The following is a 14,092-nucleotide window of genomic DNA, read 5'->3' as shown; positions in this document are numbered from 1 at the left end:
ACCGCATATTGCGGCTATACACTTAAAGGATCTTTGGTAAAAAAATAGAAAGACCAATGATCACGGTTAAAACAGCATAAATAAGAACTGCCCCAGCTGCAATATCTTTTGCTTGCTTCGCTAGAGGGTGCTGCTCTGTAGTCACAAGATCAACGACACGCTCTATTGCTGTATTCATTAACTCAAGGGCAATCATTCCAGCTATTGCAAAACTTATCAACAGCCATTCTGTTTTAGTCAATTCAAAAATAATACCGAAAAATATGACTAGTACTGTCATCACAAAGTGGATTTTCAAGTTTCGTTCCGCTTTTAAAGCGGTAATGACCCCGATAAATGCAAAATAAAATGATGAGATTAATGATTGTTTTTTACGTGAATTTTTATCTCTGTAATCCGAATTCATCTAAAATTTCCTTTTGCCGAGTAAACATTATTTTCTCCTCCTCGGTTGTTTCATGGTCATATCCAAGTAAATGTAGGAAACCATGTACAGATAAAAATCCTAATTCTCTCATAAAACTATGTCCATACTCTTCTGCTTGTTCCACTGCTTTAGGAATAGAGATGATAATATCGCCTAACACGCGAGGCAAACCTTCTCCGATAAGAGGGATTTCCCCTTCCCCCATTTCTTCCATCGCAAATGAAATCACATCTGTGGCCTTGTCTTTATTTCTATATTCACGATTGATTTCTTGTATGCGTTCATTTTCAACAAACGTAATAGAAATCTCCGTATCTTCTTCAACCACTTCTTTTACAGCTGCAAATTGTAGAAGGTTTTCAATCTCTTTTGTTTGCGTCTCTGTAAGACCTTCTGTTTCATCAATAAAGTCAATGTGTAATGTCATGCTTGTGTCACCTTCTGATTCGTCATTTCTGGATATTCAATTCGTGAATGGAAAATACCATTCAATGTTTCATTAAATGATTTTGCTACAACCTCTAACTCTTTTAATGTTAAATCACATTCGTTTAACTGCCCATCTTGTAGTCGGTCAGCAATGATTTTACGAATAAGACCATCAATTTGTTCTGGAGTAGGATGAGACATAGAGCGCACAGCTGCCTCAACGCTATCAGCTATACCGATCACAGCCGATTCCTTCGTTTGTGCCTTTGGTCCAGGATAGCGGAAATCCTCCTCTTTCACTTCAACTCCACTTTCTTTTGCTTTGTAGTAAAAGAATTTAAGTAAAGTCGTGCCATGATGTTGTTCAGCAATGTCAATAATTTCTTTTGGCATTTTATGCTTTCTTAACAAATCAGCACCATCTTGCGCATGTGCAATAATAATATTTTTACTCGTCAATGGTGGCAGCTTATCATGTGGGTTGTCTATGTTTATTTGGTTTTCGATAAAGAATTGTGGCCTTTTTGTCTTCCCTATGTCGTGATAATAGCAACCAACTCTCGCTAGAAGTCCATTGGCACCAATAGCTTCACAGGCAGAGTCTGACAGATTTGCAACCATTACACTATGGTGATATGTTCCAGGCGCCTCTGTTAAAATCTTTCTTAAGAGCGGATGATTAGGGCTCGATAGCTCTATTAGCTTCATGGCAGAAAGAATACCGAAACCTGCCTCAAAAAATGGCAAGAACCCAATTGTTAAAACAGCTGCGGAAATGGCTGATATAAATCCAGAAACCATATAAAAACTGTACTCTACAAGATCCATTTGACCATTTCTTAGCAATAGCAGTGCTAAAATCACTAAAATATTAACGACGGAAACCAGTAGGCCAGCTTGTAAAATTTTTGATCGCTGGTTTTGTTTACTTAAAAATAATACGCCCGCTATGCCACTGCAAGTGATATAAATGGCAGCAGTCACATGAAAACTTCCAGTAATAGACCCATTAAAGATAAGGGAGCCACAAATAGCAATAATTACTGAATAATAAAGGGCAAGTTTTTCGCTAATAAGTATTTTAATCAACATCGAACCCATTGCAGCAGGAAATATATAGAGTATATCAGAATACTCAAATGCCTGTATATAGCTAATCCCCTTCATTAGTAGTAAGGAAATAATGAAAACAATGCTATAGACTAATAAGAAATTTTGCTTCACTTCTTGTGGCTTATCGAGCTCATAAAAATAATAATATGTGGCTGCTAGAATGATGAGAACAACTAGCGCTAGTCCAATAAATGGTTGGATGGAATTCTCATTATCTAACATGCCTACTAGTTCAAGTTGACGATAGACTTCCCTACTTATGAGTTGATTTTGCTCAACCAGTATTTGCCCTTGTAATATTTTGACTGGTTCAACGGATTCAACAGCTGTTTGTCGTTTCTCTTGCGTTTCCTCCGGAGCGTAAAACTCATTCTGGTAAATAGCATACCTACCAAGCTCCACCATCGCAGTTTTTAAAGTATTGTTGAGCGATGTTAAGCTAATTTGATCTTGCACACGTTTTTTAGCGTTCTCTACCCCATCAGCAGGGATCCTTTGTTGCATAACGTGATTAATCTCAGTAATTGTGACATCTTTTGCAATTGATAAGTGATTCGGGCTGGCTTCTAATAGCGTCCTCAATACGCTATCTGAGATTTCCTTCGTTACTTCTTCTGTTAATTGTGATTTTGTGCGCTCAAGTTTCTCATCAAGACTAACAAGCTTTGGTTTTTCATCCTTTTCGCTTTCTTTCGCCTTTTCTGAAGCTTGCTCGTTTTCCTCCGCCGCTTCTTCATTTACTTCAGAAACGGTATCAAAAATTGATGTTATGAGATCCACTCGGTTTTGTGCAATTTCTTTTTTTACGACATAAACGTCCTCAACCTGGTTTTCAGCTTCTTTCTTTTTCTTTTCGGTACTTTCTTTATCTTCAATCGTAACCGGTGAACGAATCGTTTGCTCTGCTACAGAAAAAAGACTTAATTCCAATTTCTCTGGGCGTACATTTGAAAACATTGTTGCGTACATAATGATTCCAAGTAGAACAAAGAGCAAAACCCTCACAAATGTCATTTTTAATAAATTTCTAATTTTATGTATGTAGTGCTGGAGTTTATCCATTAACGAGACCTCCAATCCTAAGTATCTCTGAGGAATTCTTTTCTTCCTTAATTATGTAAAATCATAACAGTTTTTTTTCAAAATTACACTAATATTTTTAATTGATGACAATAGGTAATCATCCTTATCTTACCCTATTCATCCATATACTCCAAATAACAATCAATCCTAGCTTGAAGAGATTGTCGTATGAAATCCAACAAAGAGCGAGTATTATTCCTTTGGGTATCGTCACATACACTCTTTTTTGCCTAAGTATTTCACCTTACAAGTTCTTCCCATGTATGATTATTTTAATAAGCATGTATGATTAAAGGCACTCATAAAGTCCAATCATCGTTCACGATAAAAAAGAACAAACTCTGATTCAAAAAGCAGAATTTGTTCTTGATTGTGTTGCTAAAACAGCCATTTATTCAGCATTTTCTTCGTATGCTTGAATGATTTTTGCAACAAGTGGGTGTCTGACAACGTCACTTTGTTCTAAATGAATAAAACTAATTCCAGAAACACCATTTAATATTTGTTCACTTACCACGAGACCCGATCTAGCCCCACGAGGTAGGTCGATTTGGCTTTTGTCACCTGTAATAACCATTTTTGATCCAAAGCCTAAACGTGTTAAGAACATTTTCATTTGCGCTTGTGTTGCGTTTTGCGCTTCATCTAAAATAACATAAGCATCATCTAACGTACGTCCCCTCATATAAGCAAGTGGGGCAATTTCAATTGTTCCTCTTTCAATTAACCTTTCTGTATGCTCTGCTCCAAGTATATCGTGAAGCGCATCATACAAAGGACGTAAATACGGATCGACCTTTTCCTTTAAGTCTCCTGGTAAAAACCCTAAACTCTCTCCTGCTTCTACAGCTGGACGAGTAAGAATAATTTTTTTCACTTGTCCATTCTTAAGGGCATTCACTGCCATTACAACAGCTAAGTAGGTTTTTCCCGTTCCTGCAGGACCAATACCAAAAACTAAATCTTTCTGTCTCATAGCCATAATATATTGGCGCTGACCTAAAGTTTTAACTCGGATCGATTTACCTTTTGCATTTTTCATTATTTCTTCTTCATAAAGTTCTTTGAAATATTCTAATGTACCCTTTCTTGCCATCTCTAATGCGTAAATAATATCCCTACCACTAATTTGAATACCTTTTCTAATAACATAAAGAAGTTGCTCAATTACGTCACCTGCAATGGCCACAGTTTCTTTCTCACCTGAGACATAAACAGATTCGCCTCTTGTAACAATTGATACCGATAACTGTTGTTCAATTAGTTTAATATTTGTGTCACCATTACCTAATAGGGCAATGGCTTCATTTGGGTTTTCGAAATGTACATTTAATGTCTTTAAATCTTCTGTCATTCTTTATCTCCTTGGATTATTGGTTGTTCCTCAGCAATATTCTCAATAATTTGGAAATGTATTGATAATTTAACTTTACCATTCTCTATCGTTTGGTGCAAAACATTTTCCCCTTTAATAGTAGCATCTTCATCTAGCTGCTTTTTAATTTTACTTCTAGCTAATTTCTTCGCTTCTACAATCGCCTCTTTTTCTGTATAAACTTGTGTCATCTCTTCTGCTTCTCTGTAGATGTTTTTTGTAACTGCAATCGGTAACTCCCATTTTAGAAATTTAACTTGTCGCTTGTCCTCTTCCTTTACATAGTGGTCAAAACCTATATTTCCAAAGCCCCAAATAGGAATTTTTAATGAACCAAGCTCCAATATATGTTTCACTTTTTGATCACCAGTGTATACTTTGGACTTTTTCTCTAATGGATAAGCTACATTCGCTTTATACCACGTTTCCGCTAACACTTCCCCTTTGGCAGGCACTATCTTCTTTCTTTCATCATTTCCAATTAGGCCTGAAACTAATAATTGACCTGGTTTTACAAAGTCATTAATTTTCGCCTTTGCTTCTCCCTCTTCAATAAACATACCAACAATGGTTCCTTTTTTCTTTGCCACTAAATGCTGCGGACTTAATAATTCTGTCTTCTTTGGTTCATTTTTTTCTACCACTTGAAGATGATAGGTTGTCCCTTTCAGCTCCACACCGACCCAAGTAATTTCATTCACATTTTCAGTTAAATACCGTTGTATACCTTCAGGTGTATCTAGAAAGAATTGTAGCTTCCCTTTTTTTACGCCAATTTTCTCTAACTCTTTTTCCATCTTATATTCTGTTGCTGGATTTGCTCCTTTAATTTCGATCCCCCACACCATATTTGACAACAAAATAACTACAACTAAGAAAGCTATTGCCCCTAATAAGAATCCACTATTCCGTAGCATACGCTTTTTCATGAAGGGCAATCCTTTGCGGCCGACAAACTCAAATTTGCAGTCGGCACTTCTTGCATATTGTCTTAAAGTCGGTAAATCCTCTAATTTCATTTGAAATGTAAGCACTTGGCTTCCATGAGCTTTAACATTCCAAATGGATACACCAGCTCTCGTTAAAGTATTTAAAAACCTCTCACTTCCTCTACCGCTTGTCCTAACTGTGACGATTCCTTTTAAAAAAAAGAGCCATTGATTTTTCATCTTATCCTCCTCATATTTGAGCAGGTGGAAATCGCTAACCTTGTAATAGAATAGCGACCCTTCCCACATCAAATTTACTCAGCTACAAAAAGAACTTGATCAATTGTTCCTTGCAATAATATTTCTTCAGGCATAATTGTTTTAATGACAAAGTTATTCCCTTTAATGAGCAGTTGACCATGCTCTAATAACAACCTTACTTCTTTATCTGAAAAACCAAGTAAGCCGCGGTGGTTCTCAATATAAATATGAATTTGTCCAATCATAGTAATGCGGGGCAAATCCATCATGACATCTTGAGGAAGTTCCATATTTTTAGTCATCCAGCTTCTTAGTCGTTCTCCCCATTTTTTTGCCATAAAAAAAGAACCCCCTTTCATCTCATATGTATGAGAGAAAGGATGGTTCTAGCACTGAATTCAACAGCAAATTTTATTTTCTTTTCATCGTTCGATGTGGGTTCCTTGATCTCGGTTGTCCGAGGATTTCTGACCAAACAACCGCGTCAACTAATTGTTTATTAGAGACTCTCATACTAGGTTGATCTACATGGTTATTGGCCACATCTTTATTTTTTGTTGCTGAAAGGAAGGCACTTGCTCGTTTTTGCGCTTCTTCTTTTTGTTTTCTTAAATCGGCCAGTCGCTCTTCTGCTTCTTTTTTACGATCCGAGACTTCTACACTAGCTTCTTGCATAGTAGCCTTCGCGTAGCGTTTTAACTTCTCTTCATTGCGATCATAAACAGGTGGCCCTTCTTCTTGTTTCTCAGCATCCTGCATCATCTGACGCCTAGCTTCTTCTTGCTCTTCGACAGACTTTCCACGTGGCTGCTTCTGTTTTTCTGACTGCTGGTCATTTACTTTCTTACCAAATAAGGAAGTAATGATCCCGATAAGAAAAACCAATAATAAAGGATTTTCCAACAAAAAATCAATCATGAGATACAACACTCCCCTCTAGAGGTGAGTCCGATTAGGACATTCAATCTTTCTTCGGCCCTTGTTTTGAGTCATCTGATACTTTACTAATCGAGTCTCTCATTTCTGTATCAGCTTCAATATTTTGGATATTCATATAATCCATCACACCAATATTGCCACTTTTTAATGCATCTGCCATTGCTAAAGGAACTTGAGATTCTGCTTCCACAACTTTCGCTCTCATCTCTTCTACTTTCGCTTTCATCTCTTGCTCTTTGGCAACAGCCATTGCACGACGTTCTTCCGCTTTGGCTTGGGCAATATTTTTATCAGCTTCCGCTTGCTCTGTTTGCAATTCTGCACCAATGTTTTTACCGATGTCCACATCAGCTATATCAATGGATAAAATTTCAAATGCTGTACCGGCATCCAACCCTTTAGCAAGGACCGTTTGTGAGATCATGTCTGGGTTTTCCAATACTTCTGTATGCCTTGTAGAAGAACCAATTGTAGAGACAATCCCCTCACCAACACGGGCAATGATTGTTTCTTCTCCCGCACCCCCGACTAGTCGGTCAATATTGGCTCTTACAGTAATTTTTGCTTTTGCTTTCACTTCGATACCATTTATCGCTACACCAGAAATAAACGGTGTTTCAATTACTTTTGGATTAACACTCATTTGAACTGCTTCAAGTACATCACGACCAGCTAGGTCAATCGCCGCACTTCTTTCAAAACTTAATTCCATATTGGCACGATGCGCTGCTATTAAAGCATTCACTACTCTATCTACATTACCACCTGCCAAATAATGACTTTCAAGTTGATTGGTATGAACTTCTAATCCTGCTTTATGTGCTTTAATTAATGGATTAATTACGCGGCTTGGAATTACTCGTCTTAATCTCATTCCAATAAGGGTGAAAATACTTACCTTAACACCTGCTGCTAATGCTGAGATCCACAGCATAACTGGTACGAATGTGAAGAGTATGGCAAGAGCAATAATTGCTAATACCACAATTACGATCGTCATAATAGAAATAGGTTCCATTCAATTACCTCCTAAAATACTTGGTTATTTATCTAAATTTGTTAATTCACGGACGACTACTCTCGAGCCCTCTGCTTTTATGACTTCCACTTTTGCATCTTTTTTAATAAATCCACCTTCACTAACGACATCAATTCTTTCATTTTCAATGACAATCGTTCCTGATGGACGTAATCCTGTTAAAGCATACCCTTGTTTTCCAATTAGCTCTGAACGGGATTTATTTGAGATGTATCCTCTTTCAGTATTTGTAGAATCGCTTAAGATTAGTTTTTTGAAAAATTTCATTTTTTTACCAAACACCTTTACCATTAGAATAGAAACCGCAATAGATAATATAGCCGCAATCATAATGGAGGTTGCCATTTGTTGCACATCAGCACCTGCCATGAATAAACTCCCAATTACTGCAGCAATCCCCAACACACCGGCGATACCACCTGGGAGGAAAAACTCTGCGATAATTAACCCAATTCCAATAATAAATACAATGAGTGATTCATACCCAGCAAATCCAGCAACCATATGACCATAGAAAAATAAACCAAGAGCTGTGAGTCCCATTATACCTGGAATACCAAAACCAGGAGAATAGAGCTCTAGCAGTAATCCAATGCTTCCAATAGAAAGAAGAATAGGCACGATGATTGGATGTGTAATAAATCTAGCCAATTTCTCAGAAAAACTTTCCTCGATAGACCTTACTTCTGCATCTTCATAACCTAAATGTTCTAAAAGCTCTGCTTGCGTAGCAAATGTTCCTTCTGAATATTCCACCTCGTCTGCTTGACTAGCAGTTAATGTCAATAACTTTCCTTTTGGTGCACCTAATTCAGGTAGATCGATTGAATCATCTGCCATTGCTTGAGCAATCTCTGGATTTCTCCCACTTTGTTCAGCAGCTGCAGTCATTGCAGATAACCATGCTGAAACTGCTTTTTTATCAGCTGTGTTACCTTCTTGATCGATAATCGCCGCCGATCCCATTGTAGCCCCGGGCGTCATATAAATCTCATCCATGTTTAATGAAATAAACGCACCAGCAGACAATGCTTGTTTATTTACAAATGAAATCGTTTTAATATTTGTAGATGTTAATACTCTGCCAATTTCCTTAGCCGCTTCTACTTCACCGCCAGGCGTGTTTACTTCGAAAATAATCGCACTTGCTTGATTTTCTTCAGCTGTAGTCACCGCTCTATTGATAAAAGCATGCAATCCTTTTTCAACAGTCTCTTCTATTGGTACGACATACACAACCTCGTTATCAGCCTTGCTGATCGGTGTCATCATGACGAAAATTGCCCATAAAAACGAAAGGATGATTGTCGCTTTTCTCATTCTCTTCTCCCCTCCCCCCTTTTACAGAAATACCTATGATAGTTATACGGCTGACGCGTGAAAAGGTTTCATTTTTCTTTACTTACTTTGATTATGATTACATAAAGTAAAAAGTGTGACTATGTAATATATATAAAAGAAACCTTACTCCTAGTATGGCATCTTTTAGAAAAAATAAAAAGACCGTAAGCTCGAAAGCTCCGGTCTTTCCGTACATCTTTTTATGAAAGGTGTTGTTGTACAAGTTTATTAATAAGTGCACCGTCTGCCTTACCTTTTAGCTTAGGCATAATGGCTGACATCACTTTACCCATTTCAGCTTTCGATGTAGCGCCTGTATCGGCAATGGTTTGTTTGACGATAGCAGATACCTCTTCATCAGAGAGCTGCTCAGGCATATATAACTCTACGTACTGTAATTCAGTACGAATTTTTTCAACTAGATCTTCACGACCTGCCTTGTCAAATTCATGGAGGGAATCCTTGCGTTGCTTTACTTCGCGAGAAAGGACAGTAAGTTCCTGATCCTCGGTAAGATCTTTTCCTTCCTTGATCGCCTCATTTTGCAATGAAGCTTTGATCATCCGAATCACAGTTAACTTATCTTTTTCTTTGTTCCTCATCGCTTGTTTCATATCTTCATTTAAACGCTCGAGAAGACTCACTTACATACACCCTCTCTTAAAACTTGCGCTTTCTTGCAGCTTCAGACTTTTTCTTACGTTTGATACTTGGTTTTTCGTAGAATTCGCGCTTTCTTGCTTCTTGCAAAGTACCAGTTTTTGATACTGAACGTTTGAAGCGACGAAGAGCATCTTCAAGCGATTCGTTTTTACGAACGACGGTTTTAGACATTCTCTTTCCCTCCCTCCGAGCACAACACACTTACATGTCAACATGGAATACCATGTACTTTGCAATTATAATATAACAGCGGTGTGAGGTCAACTGTATTTCACCTAGTCTTTCGCTGTTTAAAGATAAATGTACGTTTGTCTTATTTATTCTATTATTTAATTTTTTGATTCTTCCTATGCATGTCCCTCCATTTTTCACCATATGCTTTCGTAGGAGGGACAAAGCATGACTTCATTACTCATTTTTATAATAATGATTGCTGTTTTTATTTTTGGCATGACTTTATTGCGGAAAGGGCTATTCTATTTATCAGCAGATTCAACTAAACGCTGGTTAACTAAGTTTACAAATACACCTCTTAAAGGAATGATGGTTGGCATTATCTTAACTGCTATTATGCAGAGTAGCTCCGCAGTTATGATTATTACCATTGGTTTAGTTGCCGTTCACTTACTTACTTTCCGCCAAACGATTGGTATTATTTTAGGGACAAACATTGGCACAACTATCACAACGGAGTTAATTACTTTCGATATAGAATCTTTTATTTTACCGATTGCAATTATTGGCATGTTATGTGCATTCATCAGGAGGCGATCCTTTCAGAGTATTGGCATTGGATTAATGGGTATTGCTTGCGTATTTGCTGCTATGAGGGGGTTTGAACATTTAGCTTTTACCATTAAAGAAACCCCATGGGTAAAAGATTTTCTTATTACATTAGATCAAAGTCTATTATTAGCCGTAATAACCGGTATTGTTCTTACTGCGATTATCCAGTCAAGTACTGCCACTACAGGTATTCTTATGGGATTTTTAACAGCGGGTGGGATGGACCTTAGTACAGCGATTGCTATTATGCTTGGTTCCAACATCGGCACGTGCGCTGACGCATATCTCGCCAGTATCGGTGGACGTAGAGAAGCAAAGTTAACTGCCTATGCTCACATTTGGTTGAATATCATAGGTGTTCTTCTCTTCTATCCATTTATTGAGCTGCTAACAAATTTCGGTATTGGTTCAGCAGACCAGATTGATAGGCAACTTGCTCATGTTGGTGTCCTTTTTAATGTCATTACTTCACTTCTCGTTCTACCTTTTGCCAAACCTTTCAGTGACTTGATTATTCGCCTACATGACCGTAAAAAGTAGGAATAGTGTTATGCTAATACACACCAAAGTTAAAAAGAGAGACGAACATGAAGAATGTCCGCCTCTCTTTCAACAACTAGATTAATAATCTGTTGTACCTGTTAATCCATTTACGATAGCAATGCCTGAGCTTGCGCCGATTCTTGTCGCCCCAGCATCAATAACTGCTTGTGCATCTTCTGCACTTCTAACCCCACCAGAAGCTTTGACCCCAATATCGGGACCTACCGTTTCTCTCATTAATTTCACATCAGCAACAGTCGCGCCACCAGTTGAGAAACCAGTTGATGTTTTAACGTAATCCGCTCCTGCTTTAACAGCCAATTGACATGCAATTACTTTTTCAGCATCTGTTAACAAACTAGTTTCGATAATCACTTTTGTTAAAGCCTTGCCATCTGCCGCTTCCACAACTGCACGGATATCCTCCTCCACAACTTCTAATTTCTCACTTTTAAGTGCGCCAATATTAATAACCATATCAACTTCTGTAGCCCCTTGTTTGATGGCTTGTGTTGTTTCAAAAGATTTCACTTCTTTATCCGATGCACCTAAAGGGAAGCCAATGACTGTACAAACAGCCACATCTGATCCCTGTAGAAGTTCAGCCGCTTGTGAAACCCATGTTGGATTTACACATACAGAAGCAAAACCGTTTTCTTTTGCCTCGTTACATAAAGTATTAATTTGCTCAACCGTTGCATCAGCCTTCAATAATGTATGATCAATCATTTTTGCTATATTATTTGTCATCAATGAAATCTCCTTTTTTTATAAAATGCTTTTATACTTAATTTCTTCTGCTAGTTGTCCGTACCTCTGTTATCATATCATTTAATGAATGAAATATCGAGATTCTCTTTAGTAAAATGAGAAAAACTGTTTTAGTGTAGGTTCAAAAAAATAATAAGACTCTTTTACAAGACGTTAAGATCATTATTTATACCCAGGACTTTTATTATCCTTAGATTGAGAAGCTATTATACATGTAATATATATATTGAATAATGTAAAATATATGTTACAATTTATAAAAGGAGTGATACAATATTTGGATAATAAGGTTAAGATTTCTCGTATACAAGTAAATTTAACACAACAGCAACTTGCAGAAAAGATAGGTGTTACTCGCCAAACTATCAGTTTAATTGAGAAGGGTAAGTATAATCCTTCTCTCAAGTTATGTCTGGATATATGTAACGCAGTTAATAAAACATTAGATGAAGTATTTTGGATAGAAAAAGGAGGCTGATAATAGATGAAAAAAATCACAGATGAACGCTTAGTTCTACAAAATTTAAAAAATATACGTATTGCATTTATCATCCAGACCATTGGAATTCTTGGAATTTTAGGTTATGACTTAGTTACAAGTGGGTTAGACGAAATGAGAAAAAACCCACTATGGACAGTATTTATAATTACCGCAGTTGTTTCAGCCTATTTATCAATGAGTATTAGTGCAGACCATGAAGATAATAAAATGAACCCCCTGAAAAATCTAATTATTTCATTAATAATTCTTATTCTCATTACAACCATTGTTGGTTTTTTTGTATCTCTCACACAAGGATTTTCTCTCATCAATGGAGTAATTGTGGGTGTTATTCTATTTATTTGTGGCCTAATTCCCATCATTTATATCTATTACTTAAGAAAAAAACGACAAGATAAAGACTCCGAATAAAAAAATAACAAGGATTGCTTAGAGTTCCATTCGTTTTCCTAGATTCACCATTTACCTTACCCCAACTATTTTTCTTACGGAATAAAAAAGCAGTTAAAAAAGCTGACCGGTCAATGAACGGTCAGCTTTAATCATTTATACTGCTTTTTCTTTCATCTCATCCATGACACGAATAAATTGCCCTTCGTTATATGGATAACCTGCTTTTGTTATTTTTACTTTGACTAATTTACCTACCATCTCTTCTGTTGCAGGGACAATCACTTTTAAGTAATTATCCGTATAGCCTACATACAAATTCCCGTCTGGCGCATCTTTGTATTTTTCTTCAGGGATGATCTCGAGTACTTCATCTTCAAAGCGACTTGCGTACTCTTTCGCTAGTTGATCAGATAAATGAATTAAGCGATGAACTCTTTCATTCTTAACTTCTTCATCAATTTGATCAGTCATTCGTGCTGCTGGTGTGCCTGTTCTACTTGAATAAGGAAAAACATGCAGCTCTGAGAATTTATGTTTTTTAATAAAATCATACGTCTCCATAAATTCTTCTTCTGTCTCACCAGGAAAACCGACAATGACATCTGACGTAACTGCTAAACCAGGTAAAGCTTCTTTTAAGCGTTCAATACGTTCAGCGAAAAACGCCATCGTATACTTTCGACGCATTCTTTTTAATACTGTGTCCGACCCTGATTGAATCGGAATATGCAGATGACGGACAACGACTTTAGAGTTTCTAATTACTTCAATCACTTCGTCCGTAATTTGACTCGCCTCAATAGAGGATATACGAATCCGTTTAATGCCTTTAACCTGTTCTTCTAAATCCTTTAGTAGCATAGCTAGATTATAATCCTTAAGATCCTCGCCATAACCGCCAGTATGTATCCCGGTTAAGACAATTTCTTTGTAACCAGCTTCTACTAATTGTTGTGCTTGATGAATCACTTCTTTGGGATCTCTAGATCTCATTAAGCCACGAGCCCAAGGAATGATACAAAAAGTGCAGAAGTTATTACAACCTTCTTGTATTTTTAATGAAGCACGTGTCCTATCTGTAAAGGCCGGAACATCTAGTTCCTCATAAACCCGATTTTTCATAATATTACCGACACCATTAATCGGTTGACGTTCACTTTTATATTGCTCAATATACCCTAACATTTTCTTCCTGTCTTGTGTTCCAACGACAACATCCACACCTGGAATGGCCATGATTTCTGCCGGTGATGTTTGGGCATAGCATCCTGTTACGCAAATGACAGCGTCCGGATTTTTCCGGATAGCTCTACGAATGACTTGTCTGCTTTTTTTATCACCAGTATTCGTAACCGTACATGTGTTAATCACATACACATCAGAGGTAGATTCAAAACCGACACGATCGTATCCTTCTTCTTTAAACAATTGCCAGATGGCTTCTGTTTCATAATGGTTTACTTTACAACCAAGTGTATGAAAAGCTACTGATGGCATA

16 protein-coding genes are annotated in these 14,092 nt (G+C 37.2%); 3 read left to right on the top strand and 13 right to left on the bottom strand.

From position 1 onward, the window contains the following. Window positions 1-22: 22 nt before the first annotated feature. The 11 genes from LCM23_RS05000 to rpsU all read right to left on the bottom strand — a co-directional run bounded on the left by LCM23_RS05000 (window position 23) and on the right by rpsU (window position 9,770). Window positions 23-406: a diacylglycerol kinase family protein gene (locus tag LCM23_RS05000; protein ID WP_224935946.1), complete on the bottom strand. Its 384-nt coding sequence runs from the start codon at window positions 404-406 to the stop codon at window positions 23-25. Next, window positions 384-854 (bottom strand): rRNA maturation RNase YbeY, encoded by a 471-nt coding sequence (gene ybeY, locus LCM23_RS04995; protein WP_224935945.1) that lies wholly within the window; start codon window positions 852-854, stop codon window positions 384-386. Before ybeY ends, LCM23_RS05000 begins: the two co-directional genes overlap by 23 nt. Beyond that, entirely contained in the window at window positions 851-3,031 is a 2,181-nt protein-coding gene (locus LCM23_RS04990; protein ID WP_224935944.1) for an HD family phosphohydrolase, read from the bottom strand. The genes ybeY and LCM23_RS04990 overlap by 4 nt, the downstream gene beginning before the upstream one ends. A gap of 412 nt (window positions 3,032-3,443) precedes the next feature. Then, complete coding sequence (locus LCM23_RS04985; protein ID WP_224935943.1) at window positions 3,444-4,406, bottom strand: PhoH family protein; 963 nt, start codon at window positions 4,404-4,406, stop codon at window positions 3,444-3,446. After that, window positions 4,403-5,596 carry a sporulation protein YqfD gene (gene yqfD, locus LCM23_RS04980; RefSeq protein WP_224935942.1) on the bottom strand — a complete coding sequence of 398 codons (1,194 nt, stop codon included), beginning with the start codon at window positions 5,594-5,596 and terminating at the stop codon, window positions 4,403-4,405. The genes LCM23_RS04985 and yqfD overlap by 4 nt, the downstream gene beginning before the upstream one ends. A 74-nt stretch (window positions 5,597-5,670) precedes the next feature. Then, entirely contained in the window at window positions 5,671-5,955 is a 285-nt protein-coding gene (gene yqfC / locus LCM23_RS04975) for a sporulation protein YqfC (protein WP_095372521.1), read from the bottom strand. Between the two features lie 73 nt (window positions 5,956-6,028). After that, on the bottom strand, window positions 6,029-6,535 hold the full coding sequence (locus tag LCM23_RS04970; protein WP_224935941.1) for a hypothetical protein: 507 nt from the start codon (window positions 6,533-6,535) through the stop codon (window positions 6,029-6,031). Between the two features lie 43 nt (window positions 6,536-6,578). Beyond that, window positions 6,579-7,574 (bottom strand): flotillin-like protein FloA, encoded by a 996-nt coding sequence (floA, locus tag LCM23_RS04965; RefSeq protein ID WP_095372519.1) that lies wholly within the window; start codon window positions 7,572-7,574, stop codon window positions 6,579-6,581. 24 nt (window positions 7,575-7,598) lie between these two features. Continuing rightward, window positions 7,599-8,915, bottom strand: a complete 1,317-nt coding sequence (locus LCM23_RS04960) for an NfeD family protein (protein WP_224935940.1) — start codon at window positions 8,913-8,915, stop codon at window positions 7,599-7,601. A 221-nt stretch (window positions 8,916-9,136) separates the two neighbouring features. Continuing rightward, window positions 9,137-9,580 (bottom strand): GatB/YqeY domain-containing protein, encoded by a 444-nt coding sequence (locus LCM23_RS04955; protein WP_095372517.1) that lies wholly within the window; start codon window positions 9,578-9,580, stop codon window positions 9,137-9,139. A 16-nt stretch (window positions 9,581-9,596) separates the two neighbouring features. Then, window positions 9,597-9,770, bottom strand: coding sequence for a 30S ribosomal protein S21 (rpsU, locus tag LCM23_RS04950; RefSeq protein WP_066201342.1), 174 nt, complete (start codon window positions 9,768-9,770; stop codon window positions 9,597-9,599). A gap of 228 nt (window positions 9,771-9,998) precedes the next feature. On the opposite strand from rpsU, the gene LCM23_RS04945 reads away from it, so the two are divergent. Then, a complete protein-coding gene (locus tag LCM23_RS04945) occupies window positions 9,999-10,925 on the top strand; it encodes a Na/Pi symporter (RefSeq protein ID WP_095372516.1) in 927 nt (308 codons plus the stop codon). An 81-nt stretch (window positions 10,926-11,006) separates the two neighbouring features. Here the strand turns inward: LCM23_RS04945 and deoC are convergent, their stop codons facing one another. Beyond that, the gene (deoC, locus tag LCM23_RS04940; protein ID WP_224935939.1) at window positions 11,007-11,678 is read right to left on the bottom strand and encodes a deoxyribose-phosphate aldolase; all 672 of its coding nucleotides are present in this window, start codon (window positions 11,676-11,678) and stop codon (window positions 11,007-11,009) included. Window positions 11,679-11,976: 298 nt separating this feature from the next. On the opposite strand from deoC, the gene LCM23_RS04935 reads away from it, so the two are divergent. Beyond that, window positions 11,977-12,177, top strand: a complete 201-nt coding sequence (locus LCM23_RS04935) for a helix-turn-helix transcriptional regulator (protein ID WP_455738024.1) — start codon at window positions 11,977-11,979, stop codon at window positions 12,175-12,177. A 6-nt stretch (window positions 12,178-12,183) separates the two neighbouring features. Then, window positions 12,184-12,612: a hypothetical protein gene (locus tag LCM23_RS04930; protein WP_224935938.1), complete on the top strand. Its 429-nt coding sequence runs from the start codon at window positions 12,184-12,186 to the stop codon at window positions 12,610-12,612. A 135-nt stretch (window positions 12,613-12,747) separates the two neighbouring features. Here LCM23_RS04930 and mtaB read toward each other — a convergent pair whose 3' ends face one another. Beyond that, the gene (mtaB, locus tag LCM23_RS04925) at window positions 12,748-14,091 is read right to left on the bottom strand and encodes a tRNA (N(6)-L-threonylcarbamoyladenosine(37)-C(2))-methylthiotransferase MtaB (protein ID WP_095372512.1); all 1,344 of its coding nucleotides are present in this window, start codon (window positions 14,089-14,091) and stop codon (window positions 12,748-12,750) included. Window position 14,092: the final 1 nt, after the last annotated feature.

The organism is Cytobacillus kochii (assembly GCF_020171845.1).
GTDB lineage: Bacteria > Bacillota > Bacilli > Bacillales > Cytobacillaceae > Cytobacillus > Cytobacillus kochii.
This window is presented reverse-complemented; position numbering and strand designations above follow the sequence as displayed.